Source organism: Variovorax ureilyticus (genome assembly GCF_050632185.1).
Classification (GTDB): domain Bacteria; phylum Pseudomonadota; class Gammaproteobacteria; order Burkholderiales; family Burkholderiaceae_C; genus Variovorax; species Variovorax ureilyticus_A.
The window spans coordinates 196613-220799 of the sequence record NZ_CP192579.1; the positions used below are offsets into that span (position 1 = coordinate 196613).

Below are 24187 nucleotides of genomic sequence, written 5' to 3' on the forward strand. Positions count from 1 at the left end.
CACGAAGAGCCGGCTCGGCGCGTGGTCGCCGCAGTGTTTTCAGATGGTTCTCATGGGCGCTCCAGGCCCCCTTTTTACGATCAGTTTCAGTCGATTCGTGGGTGTCCCAGTCTGAATCGAACCGCATTGGGCGATACCGCCGCCCTCTCCTTATTCCAGACAAATCCAGGGAGCTCTCATGATGGTTCTGTTTGCTGCCGCGCTGGCGTGGTGTTTGATGCCGTGGGCTTTCGTTCGACCGAGGTCCGGCGCACTCGGCAGCGACTCGCGACAAGTCGAGTTCGCGCCTGCCGAGGAAATGTCGCCCGAGCAGCTGTTCGGATGCCTGCTCAGCGCGAACTTCGCCGTGCTCATGAACGACAACTTCAACCAGTTGGCGAGCGCGCTGCCCGAACATCGTGTCAGGCGTCTGCTGGCCGAGCACTGGGGGATCGAGACCCGCGCGGATTGCCTTCGGGTGATCGGGCAGCGCGTGGAGCAATTGGGGAAAATCTCCCCTGCCGAAATGCAGGCGGTTGCCGCATGGCTCGAAGAACAGCGTCCGGGGGGCGAAGGTGTCCGCCCCGGCCTCCGGTCGACCGTCGGGCTTGCCTCCGGCGACGAGATGAGCCACGGCCACCTCAGCGTGCTGGCATGGGACATCCAGCAGCTCGCCTATCTGGTCCGTCTCGCGCACGCAGTCGGTCATGTGTCGCGGAGCGATGCGGAAGCTGTCCTGGAGCGGTTGGCCGTGCGTGCGCGCATGCATTTCGGCTCCTGGAAGGTCTACTCGCTGGCGGCGCTGGTCGGGCTCGGCATGCGAGGCGCCATGGAAGTCTTCGAAACATCCGCCTGGGAGCGTTACTCGCGCACGCATTCCATTCTTTTGCGCGGCCGGTGCTCACCGATCAGGTTCGCGTCACCGTGGGGTGCGGTGGCGCCGCGTCTGCCTGCGGACGCCTCGCATCCGGCTTTCAAGGCCCCGGCCTAGCTTCTTCGCTTCATCGCCATGACCGATCGCGTTGCGCGCTCTCGGTTTGATCCTTTCAGCATCCAACTTCGCCGTCCGGCGTGAAATCCGTTCGTGTCGTCCTTCTATTCGTCGAATTCCGGTGGGAGATTCCGTCCAAGTGCGGCGCCCGGGCCACTGCGGCGTGTGTTCGACGGCGGCATCTGCGCGACCCTGTTGACCTGCCTCCTGGGCGTTGCGAGCTATCTGTTCGGGCGGCCCACGGCCATCGAGCTGAGCTGGCAGTGGATGGCCCTGATTTCGGTCGGCATCGCGGCGCTGGCGGTGGTGCGGTTCGCCAGCTCATTGCGGGCGCAGCGGCGCGGAGATGCACTCAATGCCATTCTCGATGCAGTCCCGCACGCTCTTTTCGTCAAGGACTCCCGGCTCCGCTTCAAGGCCTTGAACACGGAGTTCGAGCGCGTCTTCCGCGTCGAATCCGAGCGTGTCATCGGCAAGAGCGACCGGGACGTCTTCGGGCCCGCGCTTTCGAAGCGCTTTGTCGCCCAGGACCGCGAGTTGATTGCTTCGGGCGTCGCGCGCACCTATGACGATGAGATTGAGGTCGATGGTGTCTTGCGCAATTTCAAGTCGCGTAAGCAACCCATCTACGATCAACACGGGCGGGCGCTCGGCCTTGTCGGGTTGGCGATCGACGTCACCGCGGACATGCAGATCCGGGCCGAACTCGAACAATCGCGTACCGACCTGGAACTGGCGCTGAGCATCGGGGGCTGGGCGTGTGGCGCTCCGTGGCGTGCCTGGGCGCGCGCGCCCACCTGAGTGACCCGGCGTTCCTGGACGTGCCCATCACCACGGACCGCCGCATCCGCGAGATCTGCGGCTTTGGCGAGGACGAGCCGGTCACCTATCGCCAGCTGTTCCTGCGCGTGCATCCGCAGGACCGCCACCGCGTAGCCGCACGCCTGGAGGAGGTGTATCGCCGGCGCCGCGGCGCCTACCGCCAGCAGTTCCGCATCTGCGGTCCCGACGGCGTGGAGCGCACGGTGGAAGTGCGCGGCAGCCTGGCCGTGCGAGACGACCCGAACGGCCCCGGCACGCTCGTCTCCTTCATCGGCATCGCCAAGGACATCTCGGAGGAAGAGGCCCTGAAGGCGAGCCCGGTGACCAAGGCCGAGGAAGCGCGCTCGGCGGTGGAGGCCAAGGCGCACTTTCTGGCCATGATGAGCCACGAGGTGCGCACGCCCTTGAACGGCGTGCTGGGGATGATCGACCTGGTGCTGGACACGCCCCTGAACGAGGAGCAGCGCGGCATGCTCATGCGCTGCCGCGAGTCGTCGGTGTCGCTGCTGACCATCATCAACGACATCCTGGACTTCTCCAAGATCGAGGCGGGCATGCTGGCCATCGAGAGCCGGCCGCTGGCGCTGGCCAGCCTCGTGGAGGATGTCTGCGCCACCTTCGCGGCCGAGACCGCGCGCAAGGCCATCGGGCTGGGCTTTCACGTCGATGCGGCGATCCCGCAGTTCGTGGTGGGCGACTCGGTGCGGCTGCGCCAGGTGCTCACCAACCTGATCGGCAACGCGATCAAGTTCACCCACCAGGGCGAGGTGCGGGTACAGGCGCGGCGCACCCCCGGGGCGAGCTGGAACTGGCCGTGCAGGACACGGGCATCGGCATCGATCCGCGGGCGGTCAGGACCCTGTTCGAGCCCTTCCGCCAGGCCGACATCGCCACCACGCGGCGCTACGGCGGCACGGGCCTGGGGCTGACCATCGTCCGGCAGCTGGTGGAGCTGATGCACGGCAGCGTGCGCTGCGAGAGCGCGCTGGGTGCGGGCAGCCGCTTCATCGTGACCTTGCCGCTGCGCCCGTGGGTGCCCAGCGTGGGCGCCGCGCCCGGGCGCAGTGCGCCGCACCGGCTGGCCATCGATGCGGCGGCCCGGCAGCCGGCGCCAGCGGGGACATCACCCGACGCCACCGGCCGGGGCCAGCGCGTGCTGCTGGCCGAGGACCATCCGATCAACCGCGAGGTCATCACCCGCCAGTTGCTCAAGCTGGGCTATGTCTGCGATTGCGCCGAAGACGGCCAGCAGGCCTGGGAGATGCTGGAGGCGGCGCAGGCGAGCGGCGCGGGCTACGCCATGCTGCTGACGGACTGTCACATGCCGCGGCTGGACGGCTACGAGCTGACCGCGCGCCTTCGCCAGGGCGAGGCCGCCCGGGGCCTGCCGCGGCTGCCGATCGTGGCGCTGACGGCCAATGCGCTGCAGGGCGAGGCCGAGCGCTGTCTGGCGCTGGGGATGGATGCGTATCTGTCCAAGCCGTTGCAGCTGGCGGATCTGCGCGAGGCGCTGTCCAGGGTGCTGCGCCAGGGTGCCGCCCAGCAAGAGGCCGGCGCCACCACCGCGCCGCGCTACAGCCGCCTCATGCAGCTGTGCGATGGCGATGAGGCCAAGGTCGCCAAGCTGGTGCGTGTCTTCGTGCAGGCCACCGAGAAGGACCTGCAGGCGATGGACCGGGCGGCCGCCGCGGCCGACCCCGCCGTCCTGCGCCAGCTCGCGCACCGCCTGAGCTCGGCCTGCCACCAGCTGGACGAGGACGAGACCGTGCGCGCATTCCAGGCCGTGGAGAACGGCCACTCCGACCAGCTGGCCCTGGCGCTCTATCCGCCGGCTCGCCGGGCGCTCCAGTCCGTCATGCAGCGCGCGACCGCGTTCGTTGCACGCTGTGTGCGCGGGGCGGGGCGGGGTGAGCGCAGTCCTTCAGGACCTGCTCAGGAAATCAGGTTGTGCTCGCGCGCGAAGGCGTAAATCTCGAGGTCGCTCTTGAGGCCGAGCTTGCTCATCGCATCCGTCTTCTGACGACTGACGGTCTTGACGCTGCGTGAAAGCCGATCGGCAATCGCGGACACCGTCATGCCGGATGCGAAAAGTCGAAGCACCTCGACTTCCCGCGGCGACAGCCGGGCAGCCACACCGGCTTCGGAGTTGAACTGGCTCTGCAGAAGGCTCTGCTTGAAAGTGGTGCTGACATAGTCCCGCCCTTGGCCCACCGCCTGGATCGCAAGCGAGATCTCGGCCATCCCGGCCGACTTGTCGATCAGGCCGCGCACACCCGTCCCGAGGATCGCGCCGATCACGCCGACATTGCCCACCATCGTGAGGACGATGATCGGTAGATCAGGGTACAGGCGCCGGATGCGCTGAAGCAGGCCGAGACCGTCGGCCTCCTGGCCGCCCGGCATTGAAAAATCGGTGATGAGCAGATCGGCGGGCGTCTCGCGCAACGTCGACAGAAGCGCTTCCGGCGAATCGGCTTCCGCGACGACCGAGATGTTCGTCGCGCTTTCCAACACCATGCGCACACCCGCCCGGATGATGGGGTGGTCGTCGGCGACGATGACGCGCTTGTTCATGCAATCCAACCATTCTTGAGGGCCACGGTTGGCCCCCAGGGGACGAGGGCACACATTCTACAGGGGCACCAGTCCCCAGAAGCCAAGCCCCAGGCAGATGCGAATCAGTATGGTGGATTCGGTGAACAATGTCACCAAGAATGAACTCTGGCGATCGCAAGCGCGTCCGTGCCCGCACCGCCGGTCGCCTCACTTCCTGCCCGACAAGGCGATGCGGACCGCCAGCGCCGCGAGAACGCTTCCCATCAGGTACCTCTGTGCCAGCAGCCAGCCCCGGCTGCGCGAGAGGAAGGCGGTGATGCCTGCGGCGCCGAGAACCAGCAGTGCGTTGATCCCGCCGCTCACGAGAATCTGGATCGCACCCAGTTCCAGGCTTTGCAGGAGGACGGAGCCGCGGTCCGGATGCAGGAACTGCGGAAAGAACGACAGGTAGAACATCGCGACCTTGGGGTTCAGCACGTTGGTCAGGAAACCCATGCTGAAGAGCTTGGCCGGCCGGTCCTGCGGCAACAGGCGGGCTTCGAACGGCGCTCTGCCGTTGGGTTTGATCGCTTGCCACGCGAGCCAAAGCAGGTAGGCGGCGCCGGCGAGGCGAATCGTGTCGAACGCGAAGGGCACCGCGATCAGCAGTGCGGTCAGGCCGAGGGCCGCGGCCATCAGGTGAACGACGAAGCCCAGCAGGACCCCGCCCAGCGAAATCAGTCCCGCGGCCTGGCCCTGGCAAAGCGCGCGGGAAACGCAATAGACCATGTTGGGCCCCGGCGTCAGGACCAGCACCAGAGCAGCGAGGGTGAACCACGCGATTTCGGTGGGCGTCAGCACGTCAGATTCCTCCTGAATGCAGCGAGACGGTGCCGCGCGGTGTTTCGAGCACGGCATGGAGGTCGGGTGCGCCGTTTGCGAGCGATACGCCGGAGAGCCCGATGGTGCGCAGCGCGACGTCGAGATCCGGGGCACGCGGGTGCGCAAGATCGAGCGAGCGCAGCGCCACGCCCGAATCGGCCATGCTGTCGCTCGGATGGACCGGCCCCCACTGAATCAGCGTGGGCAGCGCGCCATAGAACAGTCGCTGCCCGTCGTCGCGCACGGTGATCTGCCACGAGAGGCGCCCGGCTGCCGTGTCGCGCGAGGCCTCGATCACGTGGCCGCGATCGAGTCGCGTCCGGCCGAGCGCATGCACGGTTGCATGTGCGTCCGGCACCTCGGCGACGAAGTGCACGAGGCGCGGCCCGCCGCGCGCGAGCGTCGCCTGGAGGTGGGCGTCGTCCAGATCGAACCATCGATGCTTCGTGCTGCCGCGCGTTGGCTTCGCGCCTGGCGCGATCGCGATGATTTCCAGATAGGCGCGCGGGAAGGCGGCACTCGCGATCTTCATCAGTCGGTTGTGCGTGCCCATCAGCGGATGCGCGCCGCCCGGGCCCGGTGTGACGCCGAGCGTCGCCTCGCACCAGCGAACGCCTTCGTCGAGGCTGCGGGCCGCGATCACCAGATGGTCGACGCGCGCATTCATTGGATAACCTCCATGCGCCGCACTGCGGTGCGAGCCCCCTTCGGAACGGTCGGGCGGGGGCTCATTGGACTGCCCTCGCGCAACGGCGCTTCGGGATTTGCCTTGGGGCGGCCCGGCGGCTCATGGCCGGCCAAGCTAGAGCGCGACCTGCCCGTCGATGCAGGTGACCGAGTCCCCGCCGACCCAGACCTGCCGGTCGCCGTCGCGCGTGACGTGCACGCGTCCGTCGCGGCCCAGCACCTGCCCCTGCGACGCGACGTAGTGGTCCGGCATGTGGCCCTCGGCGATCAGCCATTCGGCAAGGCTCGCGTTGAAACTGCCGGTGACCGGGTCTTCCTCCACGCCGATGGGAGCGGCAAAGGCACGCACCTCGATGGCTGGCGCAAGCGCTTCCTCCGCGCGCGGGAAGGCGCGGGCCTCGCGGTTCGAGCGCGTGATCAACGGCGACGAAGCGCTTGCCGGATACAGCCCGGCGACGCCGACTTTCTGGGCGAGTTCCGCCAGCGCGCGGTGATCGGGCGCGAGCGCGAGCACGGTGTCGGCGTCGTTCAGCAGCAGCCCGAGCCAGACCGGGCCGTTGTCCAGCAATTGCGCCGCGACGATCTGCTGTGCCTTGATGCCGAGTGCCCCCGCCACCTTCGCCAGCAGGGTCGGGCTGGGCGCGCTGCGACGCAGCGCGGGCGCGGCGAACGCCAGTCGCTCGCCTTCGCGCCGGATCGGCACCGGGCCCTTCGCGCACTGCTGCACGATGAGATGGCCAGCCTTCGGCTTGCCGCCGGCCTCGAGCCGGGCGTGGCAACTGCCCAGCGTCGGATGGCCGGCGAAGGGCAGCTCGCCGCCCGGCGTGAAGATGCGCACGCGGTAGTCGGCCGAGGGGTCGGACGGCGGCAGCAGGAAGGTGGTTTCGGACAAATGCGTCCATGCCGCGAAGCGCTGCATCGTCGCGTCGTCGAGCCCGGTGCCGTCGAGCACGACGGCGAGGGGTTGCCGAAATACGGTGTCGAGGTGAAAACGTCGACTTGCTTGAAGGGACGGATCTTCATCGGGGTCATTCCAGGGGGAGATCGAGAACGCCGCGCGCGCCGGTACGCGTGCGCAGGTCGGCGAACCAGCGCTCGACGTTCGGCCACGAGGGCCGCGTGTATTCGGTCTGCGGCAGCCCGAACCAGCGATGCGCTTCGCAGCCGACCGGGATGTCGGCCATCGTGAAGCGGTCGCCCAGCAGGAAGGTGCGGGTGGCGAGGTGGGCGTCGAGCAGGGCGAAGAGCGGTTCCGTGGCGTTCACCGAACGGGCGATCACCTCGGGCTCGCGCTGCGCGGCCGGGGTCCGGACCCATTGCTTGAAGGCGCCGCCGCTTACCGGGTTCAGCGTGGTCTGCTGCCAGTCCATCCAGCGCTCCGCGTCGAAGCGTTCAGCCAGCCGTTCCGGGTAGAGCCGTCCCATCGAATGCTTCGCGCACAGGTAGCGCACGATGACGTTCGATTCCCAGAGCACGACCCGGTCCTCGCCCTCGCCGTCGTCGATGACCGGCACCATCGCATTCGGATTCATCCCGAGGTATTCGGGTGTCTGGACCACGCCGAACTTGCCGCCCGCTTCCGTGCGCTGGAAGTCGAGTCCGAGTTCCTGCGCGCACCAGACGACCTTGCGCACGTTGATGGAGCTGATGCGTCCCCAGATGTTGAGCATGTCGGGTCTTTCGGAGTGGCCTCAGCCCGGGTTGGCGGCCATCTGCCGCTCCACTTCGGCCGCTGCGCTGTGCGCGAGCTGTTCGCGGATCGCGTCCGCCAGTGCGGCGATGGCGGTGTCGATCTCCTCGTCGCTGGCGGTCACGAAGGACAGACGCAGCGTGCGCGGATCACCCGCGCCGGCGTAGAACGGAAGGCCCGGAACGAAGGCCACGCCCCGCTCGACCGCCTTGGGCAGCAGCGCGACCGCATCCACGCCCGGCGGCAGGCGCAGCCAGAGGAACATGCCGCCGTTCGGCTTGTTGAACTCGACCTGCAGGCCCTTCATTTCGCGCGTGAGCGCCGTCAGCATCACATCGCGCTGGCGCTTGTAGAGCGCGCGGATCGTCGGCACGTGCTTCTTCAGGAAGCCATCCTTCATGACCTCGGAAACCATGCGCTGGTTGAAGCTCGGCGTATGCAGATCGGCCGCCTGCTTGGCTTGCAGCAGCTTGGGGAAGATGGCCTTCGGCGCCACGAGAAAGCCGAGCCGCAGGCCGGGCGCCAGCACCTTCGAGAACGAGCCGAGGTAGATGCAGCCTTCCGGATTGCGCGCGGTGAGCGGCAGCGGCGGCGCCTCGTCGAACCAGAGTTCGCCGTAAGGGTTGTCTTCGACGATCGGCAGGCCGGCCTTGGCGGCCGCGTCGGACACGGCAGCGCGGCGCTCCTCGGTCATCGTGCGGCCGGTCGGGTTCTGGAAGTTCGGCAGCAGGTAGATGAAGCGCGCGTCCTTCGACTTGGCGACCAGATCGTCCACCAGCACGCCCTCGTCGTCGCTCGCGACGCTGACCGGCTCGGGCTCCATCGGCGAGAAGGCCTGCAGCGCGCCGAGGTAGGTTGGCGTTTCGACCAGCACGCGGCTGCCCGGGTCGAGCAGCACCTTGGCGATCAGGTCCAGGCCCTGCTGCGAACCGGTCGTGATCAGCACCTGCGCCGGGTCCACCTTCCAGGGCAGCATCTGGCTCACCGCTTCGCGCAGCGGGCCGTAGCCTTCGCTGGCGGCGTATTGCAGCGCGGCCTGGCCGTCCTTGTGCAGCACGTTCGCGCAGGCTTCGGCGAAGGCGGAAATCGGGAAGGTCTTCGGCGAAGGCAGGCCGCCGGCCAGGCTGATGATGCCGGGGCGTTCGGTGACCTTGAGGATTTCACGGATCACCGAAGGATTCATCTTTTCGGCCCGTGCGGCGAGTTTCCATTGCATGTTTTGACTCCTTGAAGGTAGGTGTGAATCGCTATCGCGAAGCCGGGACCAGTGCGGCAGGCGTGGCGGGTCGTGAAAGCCGCTTGCCGGCGATCACGGTGGCGACGACGGCGGCCGCGAAGCCGAGCGTAACGATATCGAGGGGCTCGCCCAACAATGGCATGGCGGCGAGGATGGAAAGAAAGGGTTGCAGCAGTTGCGTCTGGCTCACGCGAAGAGCGCCGCCGATCGCGAGGCCGCGATACCAGGCGAAGAAGCCCACCCACATCGAGAACACCCCGACATAGACGAAGCCGACCCATGCCGAGGTAGCCACCGCCTGCCCTGGCCAGAGCAGGATCGTGCCCGGCAGCGTGACCGGCAGCGCGAGGACGCACACCCAGCAGATCACGCGCTCCGCGCCGAGCGCCGGCGTGACCTGCGCGCCGTAGATGTAGCCCAGCGAGGCTGCGAAGACCGCGCCGACCAGGAGCAGGTCCGCCCACTCGAAACCGAAGCCCGCGCCGTGGCCCGAAGCGCGCAGCAGCGAGAACACGACCACGAGCACGCTGCCGGCCACGGCGCAAAGCCAGAATCCCAGCCGCGCGCGCTGGTGCAGCACCCATGCAGCGCATGCCGCCGTGACCAGCGGCAGCAGCGCGGTGATGACCGCAGCATGGCTCGCGCTGACGACGCGCAGCGCATAGGCCAGCAGCAGCGGATAGCCGATGGCGTTTCCCAGCACTGCCATGCCCAGTGGCCGCCAGTGGTGCGGCCGAGGCCGCGGCGCGCGCGTGACGACGAGGAAGATCGCCGACAGCACGCCAGCGAGCGCCGCGCGACCCAGCGTCACGAACCACGGCGAGAGCTGCGGATCGGCCTGTGTTCCGGTGGCGAGCCGTGTCATCGGCAGCGTGACCGCGAAAAAGGCCACGCCGAGCACGCCGAGCCACATGCCGAGCGTTTCGTCCCGGATCTTCTTCATACGCCCAGCATCCACCATGCAGTGAGAACCAGCACGGCGCCCATGAAGCGGTTGAACCATACCAGCCGGCGTCCCTGCGCGAGCCATTCGCGAAGCAACGCGCCAGCGACTGCGTAGGTCAGGTTGCTGACGAACGCGTAGACCAGCATCACAGGCGCCACGATCGCAAGACGGCTCATCGCATCCGGCTGCCCGGCGATCCAGCCGGCCACCAGGGTCAGCGCCAGCAGCCAGGCCTTGATGTTGAGGAACTGCAGCAGCACGCCCTGTGTGAATCCGACACTGAGGCGAGCGCCGTCCGCCTGGCCGAGTGACGCGCTGCGACTGAGCTTCCATGCGAGCCAGAGCAAGTAGACGATGCCGAACGCCTTGATGGCCCAGCGCAGCGACGGAACCGCCACCACCAGGGCGCCGATGCCGGCCGCGCACAGCATGAGCAGCAGCGTCCAGCCCACGGGAACCGCAATCACGAAGCGCATCGCGCGCGGCAGCCCGCCGTTCGCAGCCAGTGCGGTGGAGAGCGTCGTGTTCGGCCCTGGCGAGAAACTCATCGCCGTGGCCAGCACCAGCAGCGCGGTGAATTCTTGCCAGTTCATAGGACGCACTTTAAACTTTGGACCATTACAGTAACAGTACAGTTGGTCGAACAAGAAGCCGGTCTGTATTGGTTCACCGATCGGCACAGAAACAGACAGCTATGCTGACACGAACTTCCTCCCAGTCGCTCACCGGCCAGCTCGCGGACCGGTTTGCCGAGCGGATTCGCAATCGCTTGCTCGCCCCCGGCGCCCGCCTGCCCTCCGTGCGCGAGTGTGCGAAGCAGCAGGGCGTAAGTCCCCATACGGTGGTTGCGGCCTACGACCAGCTGCTTGCCCAGGGCTTGGTCGAGGCGCGGCGACAGAAAGGCTTTTACGTGCGCGATGCCGCGACGGTCAATGGCGGCCCGGCGGCGATGAGCATGGGCTTCGTCACCCATCCGGCGCCCCTGCCGGTCGTCGCGGCCGACGCCAGCACACTGATTCGCGGCATGTTCCACCGTCCGAGCGACAAGCCGCAGCCGGGAATGGGCGTGTTTCCGCCCGACTGGCTCGAATCGACGTTCATGCCCGCGGCGGTCCGGCGCGTGACCGGCACCAAGGCATTGCAGGAGTTCTCGCTGCAGTACGGCGAACCGGCCGGCGACAGCGGTCTCAGGCGCAGCCTCTCCGCCAAGCTGGCGCGCATCAATGTCCCGGCCGGTCCCGACCAGATCGTGACGACCGTCGGGGCCACGCACGCGCTCGACATCGTCAGCCGCACCCTGCTGCGGCCCGGCGATCCGGTGATGGTCGAGGAGCCGGGATGGGCGCTCGAATTCGCGCGACTCGAAGCGCTCGGCATGCGCATCCTCCCCGTGCCGCGGAATGCCGACGGCCCCGACCTCGAAGTGATGGAGCGCTACTGCAATGCCGGCGAAGGCCACCGGCCGAAGCTCTTCGTGAGCGTCAGCGTGCTGCACAACCCGACCGGCTACAGCCTGTCGCCGGGCAGTGCGCACCGGGTGCTGCAGCTTGCGAACAAGTACGACTTCCACATCGTCGAGGACGACACCTACAGCCATCTTGCGCCCGAACATGCGACGCGGCTGAGCTCGCTCGATGGCCTGCGGCGCACCGTCTACGTGAGCGGCTTCGCCAAGATCCTCGCGCCGAACTGGCGCATCGGTTTCCTTGCCGCTTCGCCGGAACTGGTCGGGCGCTTTCTGGAGACCAAGCTGATCGCGACCCTGACCACGCCTTCGCTGTTCGAGCGTGCGCTGGCCTGGTGCATCGACCAGGGGCAGCTGCGCCGCCATGCCGAGCGCATTCGACTGCGGCTCGACGGCGCGCGCGGACGCACGGTCAAGTTGGCGTTGCATGCCGGCTGCAAGCTGGCGGCGGAGCCCGCCGGCCTGTTCGGCTGGGTCGACACCGGTGTCGATACGGACGCCCTGACGCAACGCATGCTCGACGAGGGCTACCTCATCGCACCGGGCTCCCTGTTCCATGCGCGACGGCCGCCGACCACCCTGATGCGGATCAATTTCGCGACCGCGCAGGATGCAACGTTCTGGAAGGTGTTCGCGCGCGTGCGCGATCAGCCTTGAGTCGGACGAAGACGCCGCTACCCCTGCCCGACGGAGCCGAGTTCTTCCCAGCGCTCGAGTGCGGCGAGCAATTCCTCCTCGATCCTGGCGTGGCGCTCGCCGAGTTCCGCCGCGCGGGAGGCATCGGTTCCGTAGATCGCGCCGCCGTCCTTCTCGAGGATCTCGGCGATCTGCTTCTGCTCGTCCTCCAGTTCGGCAATCCGGGAGGGAAGCATTTCGAGCTCGCGCTGCTCCTTGTAGCCAAGCTTTCTCTTGGCGCTGCCACGCTGCGGCGCGGGCGCGGCTGGTGGCGGCGCGACAGGCGCGGGCGCCGGGGCGATCGCGCGCTGCTCCGCGATCTCGCGTGCGCGTTTGGATTGGGTGAGCCAGTCCTGGACGCCGCCTTCATATTCGCGCCAGCGGCCATCGCCCTCGTACGCGATCGTGCTCGTCACCACGTTATCGAGGAAGGTGCGGTCGTGGCTGACCAGGAACACCGTCCCGTCGTAGTTCTGCAGCAGGTCCTCGAGCAGCTCGAGCGTGTCGATATCGAGGTCATTGGTGGGTTCGTCGAGCACCAGCACGTTGGCGGGGCGCGCGAACAGTCGCGCGAGAAGCAGGCGGTTGCGCTCGCCACCGCTCAGGGATCGCACCGGCGAATGCGCCCGTGCCGGCGAGAACAGGAAGTCCGCGAGGTAGCTCTTGACGTGCTTGCGCTGGGTGCCGATCTCGATCCACTCGCTCCCGGGGCTGATGAAGTCTTCGAGCGTCGCATCCAGATTGAGTGCGTTGCGCATCTGGTCGAAGTACGCGACCTGCAGATTGGTCCCGCGGCGGATCGTGCCGCTATCGGGTTCGAGTTCACCGAGGATCAGCTTCAGCAGGGTCGTCTTGCCGGCCCCGTTGGGCCCGACGAGTCCCACCTTGTCGCCGCGCAGGATCGTGCTCGTGAAGTTCCGGACGATGGTCTTGTCGCCGAAGGACTTGGATACGCCGGTCAATTCCGCGACGATCTTGCCGCTGGACTGACCGGAAGCGACATCCATGCTCACGCTGCCCAGCGCCTCGCGCCGCGCCGCCCGGTTGGCGCGCAGTTCCACGAGGCGGTTGATGCGGCTCTGGCTGCGCGTGCGGCGGGCCTCCACGCCCTTGCGTATCCAGACCTCCTCCTGGGCGAGCAGCTTGTCGGCCTTGGCGTTCACGATCGCTTCCTGTGCGAGCTGCTCCTGTTTCTGCAAGAGGTATTGCTCGAAGTTCCCGGGGTACGAGGTGAGCTTGCCGCGGTCCAGCTCCACGATCCGGGTCGCGACGCGATTGAGGAAGCTCCGGTCGTGCGTGATCGTCACCACGCTGCCCTTGAAGTCGACAAGCAACTGCTCGAGCCATTCGATGGAGTCGAGGTCGAGGTGGTTGGTCGGCTCGTCGAGGAGGAGAACGTCCGGGGTGGCAACCAGCGCCTGAGCCAGTGCCACCCGCTTGCGGGTTCCGCCGGACAGGGCACCGACACGCGCCGACCCGTCCAGGTGCAAGCGATGAAGCGTTTCCTCGACGCGCTGTTCCCAGTTCCATGCATCGAATGCCTCGATCTGCGACTGGAGGGCGTCGAGATCCACGCCGGGCGCGGCCGACAGATACTGATCCCGAAGCGCAATGACATGTCTGAGACCCGCACTGGCCGCCGTGAAGACGTCCGCATCCATGTCAAGCGAGGGTTCCTGGGCGACGTACGTGACCCGGAGCCCCTGCTGCACCTGGAGCGTCCCATCGTCGGGCTTCTCCATCCCCGCGAGTATCTTCAGGAGCGACGACTTGCCGGCGCCGTTCCTTCCTATCAAGCCAATCCGTTCGGACTCGATGAGGGAGAAATCCGCATGATCCAGCAGCGGGACGTGACCGAACGCCAGTTGCGCGTCGAGGAGGGTGATGAGTGCCATGTGTCCCGGATTATCCGATCGGGTCCAACACGCTGGTGGCAATGCCGATTGGCAGTCGGCAAAAATGGCATATACTCACTGGCTCGACTGAAGGCGCGCAAGCGATTCAGGGCCCCTTTCGAAGAGATCTCGAAAGGAACTCGAAAGAGGGGCTGGAAAGAGGAAAGAGCCGATGTGTTGACGGTCTGTTGAAAAATAGGTCATAATCGCAGGCTCCGCTGAATCAGCGACTCGCAAGAGAAGTTGAAGACGCAAAGACCCTAGAGGTTGACTGGATATTAAAAACCCTGTCATAATCAAAGGCTCCGCCAAACACGGCAGCGAATCAGGTTCTTCGGGATGTGATGAGTTGGGCGGAGGGAAGAAGAGAAAAGATTTTTAAAAAGTTTTTTCTGATCTTCGAAAAGCGTGTTATAGTAGAGGGCTTCGCTGATCGCAGCAAGCAAGACGTAAGACAGAAGATGTTGAGCGTTTGGATCCTTAAAAATATACAGCCGATAAGCGTGGGCGTTTGAGGCGAATGGCCAAGTTCTTCGGAACGAAGTCTTCGGACTTTTAAACGCTCATGAGAATAGAAGTGAAGTTCACTTCAATTCCGTTTTTATGAGTTGCTCGAGAGATCGAGCAAAAACTTCAAGATCGAACTATAGAGTTTGATCCTGGCTCAGATTGAACGCTGGCGGCATGCCTTACACATGCAAGTCGAACGGCAGCGCGGGAGCAATCCTGGCGGCGAGTGGCGAACGGGTGAGTAATACATCGGAACGTGCCCAATCGTGGGGGATAACGCAGCGAAAGCTGTGCTAATACCGCATACGATCTACGGATGAAAGCAGGGGACCGCAAGGCCTTGCGCGAATGGAGCGGCCGATGGCAGATTAGGTAGTTGGTGGGGTAAAGGCTCACCAAGCCGACGATCTGTAGCTGGTCTGAGAGGACGACCAGCCACACTGGGACTGAGACACGGCCCAGACTCCTACGGGAGGCAGCAGTGGGGAATTTTGGACAATGGGCGCAAGCCTGATCCAGCCATGCCGCGTGCAGGATGAAGGCCTTCGGGTTGTAAACTGCTTTTGTACGGAACGAAAAGGTCTTTTCTAATAAAGAGGGCTCATGACGGTACCGTAAGAATAAGCACCGGCTAACTACGTGCCAGCAGCCGCGGTAATACGTAGGGTGCAAGCGTTAATCGGAATTACTGGGCGTAAAGCGTGCGCAGGCGGTGATGTAAGACAGTTGTGAAATCCCCGGGCTCAACCTGGGAACTGCATCTGTGACTGCATCGCTGGAGTGCGGCAGAGGGGGATGGAATTCCGCGTGTAGCAGTGAAATGCGTAGATATGCGGAGGAACACCGATGGCGAAGGCAATCCCCTGGGCCTGCACTGACGCTCATGCACGAAAGCGTGGGGAGCAAACAGGATTAGATACCCTGGTAGTCCACGCCCTAAACGATGTCAACTGGTTGTTGGGTCTTCACTGACTCAGTAACGAAGCTAACGCGTGAAGTTGACCGCCTGGGGAGTACGGCCGCAAGGTTGAAACTCAAAGGAATTGACGGGGACCCGCACAAGCGGTGGATGATGTGGTTTAATTCGATGCAACGCGAAAAACCTTACCCACCTTTGACATGTACGGAATTTGCCAGAGATGGCTTAGTGCTCGAAAGAGAACCGTAACACAGGTGCTGCATGGCTGTCGTCAGCTCGTGTCGTGAGATGTTGGGTTAAGTCCCGCAACGAGCGCAACCCTTGTCATTAGTTGCTACATTTAGTTGGGCACTCTAATGAGACTGCCGGTGACAAACCGGAGGAAGGTGGGGATGACGTCAAGTCCTCATGGCCCTTATAGGTGGGGCTACACACGTCATACAATGGCTGGTACAAAGGGTTGCCAACCCGCGAGGGGGAGCTAATCCCATAAAACCAGTCGTAGTCCGGATCGCAGTCTGCAACTCGACTGCGTGAAGTCGGAATCGCTAGTAATCGTGGATCAGAATGTCACGGTGAATACGTTCCCGGGTCTTGTACACACCGCCCGTCACACCATGGGAGCGGGTTCTGCCAGAAGTAGTTAGCCTAACCGCAAGGAGGGCGATTACCACGGCAGGGTTCGTGACTGGGGTGAAGTCGTAACAAGGTAGCCGTATCGGAAGGTGCGGCTGGATCACCTCCTTTCTGGAAACAAGCTGTTCAAATTGAACGCCCACACTTATCGGTTGTTGGATGAAGTCGATTCCATCGACATGGGTCTGTAGCTCAGCTGGTTAGAGCACCGTCTTGATAAGGCGGGGGTCGTTGGTTCGAGCCCAACTAGACCCACCAAATTCTTCCAATGGTTCGTTCCAATGGTTGTGTGTGTCGCGGTGGCGGTGCTCACGGGGCCTGGGGGATTAGCTCAGCTGGGAGAGCACCTGCTTTGCAAGCAGGGGGTCGTCGGTTCGATCCCGTCATCCTCCACCATTCCAACAAGAATTCATCAACACCAAAGATGCTTTGCAAGAGGCATTTTTGTTGTTGATCGAGATCTCTCGATCAATCGGCTGTTCTTTAAAAATTCATAGAGTCGAATCAGCGTTGCTGGCGGAAAGAGCGTCATGGCTCACCGTGCCGTCAGCAACTTGAATTTTTGATTGCGTCAAATGAACTTCAATTTCGAGGAAACTCGAAGTCTGAAGACGGCATAACGCGCCAGGTGAAAGACCTGGTCATTCCTTGATTGACTTTGGTTTCTGTGAAGAAACGTCAAAGTTATAGGGTCAAGTGAATAAGAGCATGTGGTGGATGCCTTGGCGATGATAGGCGACGAAGGACGTGGTAGCCTGCGATAAGCTTCGGGGAGCTGGCAAATTAGCTTTGATCCGGAGATTTCCGAATGGGGAAACCCACCGAAAGGTATCGCACTCTGAATACATAGGGGTGCGAGGCGAACCGGGTGAACTGAAACATCTCAGTAGCTCGAGGAAAAGACATCAACCGAGATTCCGAAAGTAGTGGCGAGCGAAATCGGAAGAGCCTGTCAGTGATAGCACAAGACTTAACAGAACAGCTTGGAAAGGCTGGCCATAGTGGGTGATAGCCCCGTATGTGAAAAGACTTGTGTGGTACTGAGCTGACGAAAAGTAGGGCGGGACACGAGAAATCCTGTCTGAAGATGGGGGGACCATCCTCCAAGGCTAAATACTCATCATCGACCGATAGTGAACTAGTACCGTGAGGGAAAGGCGAAAAGAACCCCGGGAGGGGAGTGAAATAGATCCTGAAACCGCATGCTTACAAAAAGTCGGAGCCCGCAAGGGTGACGGCGTACCTTTTGTATAATGGGTCAGCGACTTACATTCAGTGGCAAGGTTAACCGAATAGGGAAGCCGTAGAGAAATCGAGTCCGAATAGGGCGTCCAGTCGCTGGGTGTAGACCCGAAACCAAGTGATCTATCCATGGCCAGGATGAAGGTGCCGTAACAGGTACTGGAGGTCCGAACCGACTAGTGTTGCAAAACTAGCGGATGAGCTGTGGATAGGGGTGAAAGGCTAAACAAACTTGGAAATAGCTGGTTCTCTCCGAAAACTATTTAGGTAGTGCCTCAAGTATTACCTTCGGGGGTAGAGCACTGTTTTGGCTAGGGGGTCATGGCGACTTACCAAACCAAGGCAAACTCCGAATACCGAAGAGTACAGCTTGGGAGACAGAGCACCGGGTGCTAACGTCCGGACTCAAGAGGGAAACAACCCAGACCGCCAGCTAAGGTCCCTAAAATTGGCTAAGTGGGAAACGAAGTGGGAAGGCTAAAACAGTCAGGATGTTGGCTTAGAAGCAGCCATCATTTAAAGAAAGCGTAATAGCTCACTGATCGAGTCGTCCTGCGCGGAAGATGTAACGGGGCTAAGCCAGTTACCGAAGCTGCGGATTTGCAATTTATTGCAAGTGGTAGGAGAGCGTTCTGTAAGCCTGTGAAGGTGCGTTGTAAAGCGTGCTGGAGGTATCAGAAGTGCGAATGCTGACATGAGTAGCGTTAAAGGGGGTGAAAAGCCCCCTCGCCGTAAGCGCAAGGTTTTCTACGCAACGTTCATCGGCGTAGAGTGAGTCGGCCCCTAAGGCGAGGCAGAGATGCGTAGCTGATGGGAAACAGGTCAATATTCCTGTACCGATCAATAGTGCGATGTGGGGACGGATCTTAATAGGTCATCCGGGTGTTGGATATCCCGGTTTAGTGGGAAGTAGGCGTGCGTTAGGCAAATCCGGCGTACATATACCGAGGCCCATGATCGAGCCAGCTTGCTGGTGAAGTGACTGAACGAGGTTCCAGGAAAAGCCACTAAGCTTCAGCTATTGACGACCGTACCGCAAACCGACACTGGTGCGCGAGATGAGTATTCTAAGGCGCTTGAGAGAACTCAGGAGAAGGAACTCGGCAAATTGACACCGTAACTTCGGGAGAAGGTGTGCCCTATTAGTGTGAAGTGAACAACGGAGCATGAAAGGGTTGCAAGAAATCGGTGGCTGCGACTGTTTATTAAAAACACAGCACTCTGCAAACACGAAAGTGGACGTATAGGGTGTGACGCCTGCCCGGTGCTGGAAGATTAAATGATGGGGTGCAAGCTCTTGATTGAAGTCCCAGTAAACGGCGGCCGTAACTATAACGGTCCTAAGGTAGCGAAATTCCTTGTCGGGTAAGTTCCGACCTGCACGAATGGCGTAACGATGGCCACACTGTCTCCTCCTGAGACTCAGCGAAGTTGAAATGTTTGTGATGATGCAATCTCCCCGCGGAAAGACGGAAAGACCCCATGAACCTTTACTGTAGCTTTGTATTGGACTTTGAACAGATCTGTGTAGGATAGGTGGGAGGCTTTGAAGCAGGGTCGCTAGATCTTGTGGAGCCAACGTTGAAATACCACCCTGGTGTGTTTGAGGTTCTAACCTAGGTCCATCATCTGGATCGGGGACAGTGCATGGTAGGCAGTTTGACTGGGGCGGTCTCCTCCCAAAGCGTAACGGAGGAGTTCGAAGGTACGCTAGTTACGGTCGGACATCGTGACGATAGTGCAATGGCATAAGCGTGCTTAACTGCGAGACTGACAAGTCGAGCAGATGCGAAAGCAGGACATAGTGATCCGGTGGTTCTGTATGGAAGGGCCATCGCTCAACGGATAAAAGGTACTCTGGGGATAACAGGCTGATACCGCCCAAGAGTTCATATCGACGGCGGTGTTTGGCACCTCGATGTCGGCTCATCTCATCCTGGGGCTGTAGCCGGTCCCAAGGGTATGGCTGTTCGCCATTTAAAGAGGTACGTGAGCTGGGTTTAAAACGTCGTGAGACAGTTTGGTCCCTATCTTCCGTGGGCGCTGCAGATTTGAGGAAGCCTGCTCCTAGTACGAGAGGACCGGAGTGGACACACCTCTGGTGTATCGGTTGTCACGCCAGTGGCATTGCCGAGTAGCTAAGTGTGGAAGAGATAACCGCTGAAAGCATCTAAGCGGGAAACTCGTTTCAAGATGAGATCTGCCGGGGCCTTGAGCCCCCTGAAGAGTCGTTCAAGACCAGGACGTTGATAGGTCGGGTGTGGAAGCGCAGTAATGCGTTAAGCTAACCGATACTAATTGCTCGTGCGGCTTGACCCTATAACTTTGATCTGTCAGATCAAGGTGTTATGCCAAGTTGACGCAATCAAACAAAACTGATTCCAAACTCTATGAATTCGTTGTGCTGACCAAAAACCAGCACGACAACCCTTTATGCCTGATGACCATAGCGAGGTGGTCCCACTCCTTCCCATCCCGAACAGGACAGTGAAACGCCTCAGCGCCGATGATAGTGCGGGTTCCCGTGTGAAAGTAGGTCATCGTCAGGCTCTTACAGCCCCAAAAAGCCCAGCCCCACAAGGCTGGGCTTTTTGCTTTTTGGGTCCCCGGAGTCCCATCTCCCGATTCCCAGCCACTGCAATGGGAAGGCGGCATCGATCGACCGCCTTTTTCGCCGCGATCACTGGTGTGCAGCCGCCCGCAGTTCCCTGCGCAAGATCTTGCCGACATTGGTCTTCGGCAGTGATTCCCGAAATTCGATGTGTTTCGGCCGTTTGTAGCCGGTCAGTTGATCGTGGCAATAGCGCATGACCATCTCTTCGGTCACTGAGGCGTCCTTGCGAACCACGAATACCTTGATAGCTTCCCCCTGCTTTTCATCGGCGACACCCACTGCGGCGCATTCGATGACGCCAGGACACAGAGAGATCACGTTCTCGAGCTCGTTGGGAAAGACGTTGAAGCCGCTGACCAGGATCATGTCCTTCTTCCGATCCACGATACGGCTGTAGCCATCTGTCTGCATCACGGCGATATCGCCCGTGCGCATGAAGCCATCGGCCGTGAACGCCGCCGCGGTCTCCGCGGGCTGGTTGTAGTAGCCGGCCATGACATTGGGCCCCTTGATGCAAAGTTCTCCCGCTTCGCCGGGCGGAAGCGAACGCCCTTCATCGTCCTTGATCGCGATCTCGATGCTTGGCAGAGGGAGGCCGATCGTGCCCGTGAACTGGGTGTTGGAGACCGGGTTGTTGGTGCCGATCGCACAGGTCTCGCTCATGCCCCATCCTTCGATCATGGGGCACCCGGTCACTTCAAACCATTTGCGCGCAGTGCCCTCCGACGCCGCCATGCCTCCCGCCTGTGAAACGAAGAGCGAGGAGAAGTCCACCGTCTTGAACGACGGATGCACCAGCAAGGCGTTGAACAAGGTGTTGACGGCCGGCAGCATGTGAAAGGGGCGCCGCTTGAGGACGGCAATGAATTTGTCGAAATCCCGCGGATTGGGGATCAGCGTGAGATGTGAACCTTGCCGGACGGCGAGCAGACAAAGCGTCAGAGCGAAGATGTGATAGAGCGGCAGCGCAGCAATGCTGTTGACCTTCGAAAGATCGCCGGCGCGTGAAAGTGCCGGGGTGAACCAGGCCTCTACCTGGAGCATCGCCGCGATGATGTTTCGGTGGGTGAGGACCGCGCCTTTCGAGAGCCCCGTCGTGCCGCCCGTGTACTGCAGGAAGGCGATCGAATCGAGCGTGCCCGGGTCCGAAGCCAGCGAGCGTCCGCGGCCTTCTTCGATTGCCTTGGAGAACGGAGTCACCGTTCGCCCCTTGTCCAGCGGCAGCTTGTACGCGGGGACCATCTTGGCGAGATGCCGGACAGCCAGCGTGATCCAGGTTCCATAGAGACCACGCAGAAGGTCGCCCATCGATGCCACGACGACATGCCGGATGGCGGTGCGGTCAATGACCTGCTCGAGCGTCGCTGCGAAGTTCTCGAGAATCACGATCGCCGTGGCGCCCGAGTCCTTGAGTTGATGCTCCAATTCGCGCGGGGTGTACAGGGGATTCACGTTGACGCAGGTGTAGCCCGCGCGCAAGACGCCGCACATCGTCACCGGAAACTGCGGGATGTTCGGAAGCATGATGGCCACGCGCGCGCCCGGCTCGAGGCCGCGTCCCTGAAGCCACGCCCCCATGGCTTGCGAAAGCGTGTCGAGCTCCCCGTAGGACATCCACCTTTCCATGCAGACCGAAAATGGCCGCGCTGCATAACGCGTGAAGGATTCTCCGAAAAGTTGCCCCAGATTGCGGTACTGCTCGGGATGCACTTCGTGCGGGACACCCGGGGGATAGTTCAGTCGTGCGGCGGTTTGCATGTGATCTCCTTTGGCGCGGATTGTCGAAGGCTGTTCCCGCCCGCTGCCACGGGGCTTGTCCTAAGAGGGAAATGAACGCCCCGGCGCGCGTGCGATAGTTGCGCCCATGATTGCGCGGCTGCAACGATGGTTGGTGTTGGGTTCACTCTTGATCGCAATCCTTTGGGTGATCTACTGGTGGAGGCCCTCGCCGGCCATCGCGCTGAGCGGCCTTTGCGTGGTGCTTTTCGGGCACGCGGCGTTTCTGGCGATCGAGTTCATCGCAAGCTATCGCGTTGGCGCGAAAGACCCGATACCTCGCGCGAGCATGACGCAATACTTCCGCGCGTGGCTCGCCGAGTGCTGTGCCGCGCCGCGCGTCTTCAGCTGGCAGCAGCCATTTCGGTGGGCATCATTTCCCGACCGACTACAGGCTGACGATCGCCGAGGGGCCGTGCTGGTTCACGGTTTCGTCGGCAACCGTGGCTTTTGGAACCCTTGGTTGCGCGAGCTTAGTGCGAGCGGGCGGACCTTCGTCGCGGTCAACCTGGAGCCGCCCTTCGGCTCCATCGACAACTACGTTCGCACCATCGATGACGCGATCCTGCGCGTGACCGGAGCGACCGGCCGGCCGCCGCTTCTCATCTGCCACAGCATGGGTGGACTTGCCGCGAGGGCGTGGCTGCGCGATGGCGACGGCTCGCGCGTGCACCGAATCGTCACGATCGCCACGCCGCACAAGGGCACCGGCTCGCGCGATTCGGCCGCACGGCGAACGGCAGGGAAATGCGAATGGGCGGCGAGTGGCTCCAGAAGATCGAATGCGAGCAGGCCAGCGCCCGGAATGTCCCCTTCACCTGCTGGCATTCGAACAGCGACAACATCGTGTTCCCGCCGTCGGTGGCCACGTTGCCCGGTGCGGACAACCGCTTGATCCCGGGCCAGGGCCACGTCGAAATGGCCTTCGACGAGCGGCTCAGGCGAGAAACGCTCGCCCTGCTCGACTGAGCAAACGCTCAGATCACGATCTGGACTTCGCCGGGCAGCAGCGCCCCGGCTTCAATGTCGGGTTGCTTTGCGAGCGCCGCATAAAGCGGCGTGAAGTCCGGTGCCGTCATCTCGAAGAGCTGGGCGAAGCTGTCGATCACGAAATAGGTGGTCTGGTAGCTGTCGATCTTGTAGCGCGATCGCATGGCGCGCATCAGCTCGAGCGGCAGCCGGCGCGGCTCCTGGCTGCGCACCGCGTGCTGCAGTTCGCCGACCGAGCTCAGGATGCCTGCGCCGTAGGCGCGCAGGCCGTCCGGCTGGCGAATCAGCCCGAATTCGACGGTGTACCAGTAGAGCCGCGCGAGCTTCTCTCCCGCCCCGAGTTCGTGCGCCTTGATGCCGCCCTGGCCATAGCGCTGCACGTAGTCGGCGAACGTCGGATCGAACAGCATCGGCACGTGGCCGAACAGGTCGTGGAACACGTCGGGTTCGACGATGTAGTCGAATTCCTCCGGCTTGCGGATCCAGTCGGTGACCGGGAACTTGCGGTTGGCGAGCAGCGTGAAAAACGGCAGTTCCGGAATCAGCCCCGGCACCGCGACGATCTCCCACCGCGTGGCCTTGTAGAGTCGCTCGTTGATTTCCTCGAATCGCGGAATGCGATCCTTGGCCCCGAGCAGCGGCAGCGAGGTGATGAACGCATCGCAGGCCCGCCCCGGAAGCTGCGCGGCCTGCCTTTCGTACAGCCGCCGGTACGTGTCATGGTCGGCCGGCGTATAGCTGGCCCAGTCCTGCGGGCAGGTGTAGTCCGCCAGGACGGCGCCTCCACGCGAATAGTCGCCCCGGGGCGGGCGATCCGATTCGCCGTAGACGGCCGGCGTGACTGCGGAGGGGGCGTCCATGACAGCGTCCAACGGGTGATTACTTGAGCCAGCGATCCATCGTGCGCTGGAAGTCGCCGCTCGCCTGCGACAGATGCAGCCACTGATCGACATACGCCTTGAAGGCCACATCGTCGCGCGGCAGCATCCACGCCATCTCGCCGTACTGCAGCGGCTTGTCGGGGTTGATGGCGCACAGGCCCGGCTTGAGCTTCTGCTGCGTGATCGCTTCGGCCGATTCGGTGACGAAGACATCGGCGCGGTTCGCGAGGATCTCGTCGAAGATGGTCAGGTTCTCGCCGTGCAGCGTGAGCCTGGCGCGCTTGAAGTTCGCGCGCGCGAAGCGCTCGTTGCTGCCGCCGGGATTGAAGATCACGCGCACCTCGGGCTTGTCGATCTGCTCCACGGTCTGGTACTTGGAAACGTCCGCACAGCGAGCGATCGGTGTCTTGCCGTTGACCATGTACGGCGCGCTGAAGAATGCGCGCTTCTGCCGGTCGGTCGTCACCGAAACGCCGCCGACCGCGATGTCGCACTTGCCGGCGGCAAGGTCCGGCAGCAGGTTGGCCCAGGTCGTCTTGACCCATTCGGGCTTCGCGCCCAGGCTGGCGCCGAAGGCGGACATCAGGTCGATGTCGATGCCCTCGTAGCTTGCATCGGTCTTCTGGAAGCTGAAGGGCCGGTAGTCGCCCGGCGTGCAGACGCGGAGCACCCCGGTCTTCTGGACCGCATCGAGACGCGAAGCCGTCGCCGAAGCACCCTGCTGCGTGGGCATCGCGCATCCGCCCAACGTCAACGCCACAGCCACCACGGAAAGAGATGAACGAAGCGAAGTCGCGAGACGCATGCGGAGCTCC

17 protein-coding genes, 2 tRNA genes, 3 rRNA genes and 2 pseudogenes are annotated in these 24187 nt (G+C 62.8%); 12 read left to right on the top strand and 12 right to left on the bottom strand.

Going from position 1 to position 24187, the window contains the following annotated elements:
• The first annotated feature begins 298 nt into the window (after positions 1-298).
• The 4 genes from ACQ858_RS00920 (at position 299) to ACQ858_RS00935 (ending at position 3761) form a co-directional block, all read left to right on the top strand.
• Positions 299-970: a DUF1266 domain-containing protein gene (locus ACQ858_RS00920; protein ID WP_431275015.1), complete on the top strand. Its 672-nt coding sequence runs from the start codon at positions 299-301 to the stop codon at positions 968-970.
• Between the two features lie 165 nt (positions 971-1135).
• Positions 1136-1771, top strand: a complete 636-nt coding sequence (locus ACQ858_RS00925) for a PAS domain-containing protein (RefSeq protein ID WP_431275016.1) — start codon at positions 1136-1138, stop codon at positions 1769-1771.
• On the top strand, positions 1729-2721 hold the full coding sequence (locus ACQ858_RS00930) for a histidine kinase dimerization/phospho-acceptor domain-containing protein (protein ID WP_431275017.1): 993 nt from the start codon (positions 1729-1731) through the stop codon (positions 2719-2721). The genes ACQ858_RS00925 and ACQ858_RS00930 overlap by 43 nt, the downstream gene beginning before the upstream one ends.
• Entirely contained in the window at positions 2607-3761 is a 1155-nt protein-coding gene (locus ACQ858_RS00935; protein WP_431275018.1) for a response regulator, read from the top strand. Before ACQ858_RS00930 ends, ACQ858_RS00935 begins: the two co-directional genes overlap by 115 nt.
• Here ACQ858_RS00935 and ACQ858_RS00940 read toward each other — a convergent pair.
• From ACQ858_RS00940 to ACQ858_RS00975, 8 genes and pseudogenes are all read right to left on the bottom strand, one after another.
• Positions 3725-4366: a response regulator gene (locus ACQ858_RS00940; RefSeq protein WP_431275019.1), complete on the bottom strand. Its 642-nt coding sequence runs from the start codon at positions 4364-4366 to the stop codon at positions 3725-3727. The genes ACQ858_RS00935 and ACQ858_RS00940 overlap by 37 nt on opposite strands.
• 189 nt (positions 4367-4555) lie before the next feature.
• Entirely contained in the window at positions 4556-5188 is a 633-nt protein-coding gene (locus ACQ858_RS00945; protein WP_431275020.1) for a LysE family translocator, read from the bottom strand.
• Position 5189: 1 nt separating this feature from the next.
• Complete coding sequence (locus ACQ858_RS00950) at positions 5190-5876, bottom strand: VOC family protein (RefSeq protein ID WP_431275021.1); 687 nt, start codon at positions 5874-5876, stop codon at positions 5190-5192.
• Between the two features lie 135 nt (positions 5877-6011).
• A pseudogene (locus ACQ858_RS00955) lies at positions 6012-6919 on the bottom strand (PhzF family phenazine biosynthesis protein).
• Between the two features lie 5 nt (positions 6920-6924).
• A complete protein-coding gene (locus ACQ858_RS00960; RefSeq protein WP_431275022.1) occupies positions 6925-7566 on the bottom strand; it encodes a glutathione S-transferase family protein in 642 nt (213 codons plus the stop codon).
• Positions 7567-7587: 21 nt separating this feature from the next.
• Positions 7588-8802 (bottom strand): PLP-dependent aminotransferase family protein, encoded by a 1215-nt coding sequence (locus ACQ858_RS00965; RefSeq protein ID WP_431275023.1) that lies wholly within the window; start codon positions 8800-8802, stop codon positions 7588-7590.
• A 31-nt stretch (positions 8803-8833) separates the two neighbouring features.
• Positions 8834-9766 (bottom strand): DMT family transporter, encoded by a 933-nt coding sequence (locus ACQ858_RS00970; protein ID WP_431275024.1) that lies wholly within the window; start codon positions 9764-9766, stop codon positions 8834-8836.
• Entirely contained in the window at positions 9763-10362 is a 600-nt protein-coding gene (locus tag ACQ858_RS00975) for a LysE family translocator (protein ID WP_431275025.1), read from the bottom strand. Before ACQ858_RS00975 ends, ACQ858_RS00970 begins: the two co-directional genes overlap by 4 nt.
• 101 nt (positions 10363-10463) lie before the next feature.
• Between ACQ858_RS00975 and ACQ858_RS00980 the strand changes: the two genes are divergently transcribed.
• Positions 10464-11891 carry a PLP-dependent aminotransferase family protein gene (locus ACQ858_RS00980; protein ID WP_431275026.1) on the top strand — a complete coding sequence of 476 codons (1428 nt, stop codon included), beginning with the start codon at positions 10464-10466 and terminating at the stop codon, positions 11889-11891.
• 17 nt (positions 11892-11908) lie between these two features.
• On the opposite strand, the gene ACQ858_RS00985 is transcribed toward ACQ858_RS00980, so the two are convergent.
• Positions 11909-13804, bottom strand: a complete 1896-nt coding sequence (locus ACQ858_RS00985) for an ATP-binding cassette domain-containing protein (RefSeq protein ID WP_431275027.1) — start codon at positions 13802-13804, stop codon at positions 11909-11911.
• A gap of 641 nt (positions 13805-14445) precedes the next feature.
• Here ACQ858_RS00985 and ACQ858_RS00990 point away from each other — a divergent pair.
• The 5 genes from ACQ858_RS00990 (at position 14446) to rrf (ending at position 19660) form a co-directional block, all read left to right on the top strand.
• A 16S ribosomal RNA gene (locus ACQ858_RS00990) occupies positions 14446-15980 on the top strand.
• 70 nt (positions 15981-16050) lie between these two features.
• Positions 16051-16127, top strand: a tRNA-Ile gene (locus ACQ858_RS00995).
• Between the two features lie 62 nt (positions 16128-16189).
• Positions 16190-16265: transfer RNA gene (locus tag ACQ858_RS01000), tRNA-Ala, on the top strand.
• Positions 16266-16559: 294 nt separating this feature from the next.
• Positions 16560-19430: ribosomal RNA gene (locus ACQ858_RS01005) — 23S ribosomal RNA — on the top strand.
• A gap of 117 nt (positions 19431-19547) precedes the next feature.
• Positions 19548-19660: ribosomal RNA gene (rrf, locus tag ACQ858_RS01010) — 5S ribosomal RNA — on the top strand.
• The 16S, 23S and 5S rRNA genes sit together here with 2 tRNA genes alongside, the layout of an rRNA operon.
• A 131-nt stretch (positions 19661-19791) precedes the next feature.
• Here the strand turns inward: rrf and ACQ858_RS01015 are convergent.
• Entirely contained in the window at positions 19792-21483 is a 1692-nt protein-coding gene (locus ACQ858_RS01015) for an AMP-binding protein (protein WP_431275028.1), read from the bottom strand.
• Between the two features lie 307 nt (positions 21484-21790).
• Here ACQ858_RS01015 and ACQ858_RS01020 point away from each other — a divergent pair.
• Together ACQ858_RS01020 and ACQ858_RS01025 are read left to right on the top strand one after the other, a co-directional pair.
• Positions 21791-22201 (top strand): annotated as a pseudogene (locus ACQ858_RS01020) (esterase/lipase family protein); the annotation flags it as partial.
• Between the two features lie 53 nt (positions 22202-22254).
• Positions 22255-22470 carry a hypothetical protein gene (locus ACQ858_RS01025; RefSeq protein WP_431276949.1) on the top strand — a complete coding sequence of 72 codons (216 nt, stop codon included), beginning with the start codon at positions 22255-22257 and terminating at the stop codon, positions 22468-22470.
• An 8-nt stretch (positions 22471-22478) separates the two neighbouring features.
• On the opposite strand, the gene phhA is transcribed toward ACQ858_RS01025, so the two are convergent.
• Positions 22479-23351: a phenylalanine 4-monooxygenase gene (gene phhA, locus ACQ858_RS01030; RefSeq protein WP_431275029.1), complete on the bottom strand. Its 873-nt coding sequence runs from the start codon at positions 23349-23351 to the stop codon at positions 22479-22481.
• 19 nt (positions 23352-23370) lie between these two features.
• Positions 23371-24177, bottom strand: a complete 807-nt coding sequence (locus tag ACQ858_RS01035) for a transporter substrate-binding domain-containing protein (RefSeq protein WP_431275030.1) — start codon at positions 24175-24177, stop codon at positions 23371-23373.
• Positions 24178-24187: the final 10 nt, after the last annotated feature.

Coding starts and splice junctions, on each gene's coding strand:
- ACQ858_RS00985 (WP_431275027.1), bottom strand. CDS start 13,804: ATGGCACTCATCACCCTCCTCGACGCGCAACTGGCGTTCGGTCACGTC.
- ACQ858_RS00975 (WP_431275025.1), bottom strand. CDS start 10,362: ATGAACTGGCAAGAATTCACCGCGCTGCTGGTGCTGGCCACGGCGATG.
- ACQ858_RS01025 (WP_431276949.1), top strand. CDS start 22,255: ATGGGCGGCGAGTGGCTCCAGAAGATCGAATGCGAGCAGGCCAGCGCC.
- ACQ858_RS00965 (WP_431275023.1), bottom strand. CDS start 8,802: ATGCAATGGAAACTCGCCGCACGGGCCGAAAAGATGAATCCTTCGGTG.
- ACQ858_RS00950 (WP_431275021.1), bottom strand. CDS start 5,876: ATGAATGCGCGCGTCGACCATCTGGTGATCGCGGCCCGCAGCCTCGAC.
- ACQ858_RS01015 (WP_431275028.1), bottom strand. CDS start 21,483: ATGCAAACCGCCGCACGACTGAACTATCCCCCGGGTGTCCCGCACGAA.
- phhA (WP_431275029.1), bottom strand. CDS start 23,351: ATGGACGCCCCCTCCGCAGTCACGCCGGCCGTCTACGGCGAATCGGAT.
- ACQ858_RS00970 (WP_431275024.1), bottom strand. CDS start 9,766: ATGAAGAAGATCCGGGACGAAACGCTCGGCATGTGGCTCGGCGTGCTC.
- ACQ858_RS00940 (WP_431275019.1), bottom strand. CDS start 4,366: ATGAACAAGCGCGTCATCGTCGCCGACGACCACCCCATCATCCGGGCG.
- ACQ858_RS00960 (WP_431275022.1), bottom strand. CDS start 7,566: ATGCTCAACATCTGGGGACGCATCAGCTCCATCAACGTGCGCAAGGTC.
- ACQ858_RS00920 (WP_431275015.1), top strand. CDS start 299: ATGTCGCCCGAGCAGCTGTTCGGATGCCTGCTCAGCGCGAACTTCGCC.
- ACQ858_RS01035 (WP_431275030.1), bottom strand. CDS start 24,177: ATGCGTCTCGCGACTTCGCTTCGTTCATCTCTTTCCGTGGTGGCTGTG.
- ACQ858_RS00980 (WP_431275026.1), top strand. CDS start 10,464: ATGCTGACACGAACTTCCTCCCAGTCGCTCACCGGCCAGCTCGCGGAC.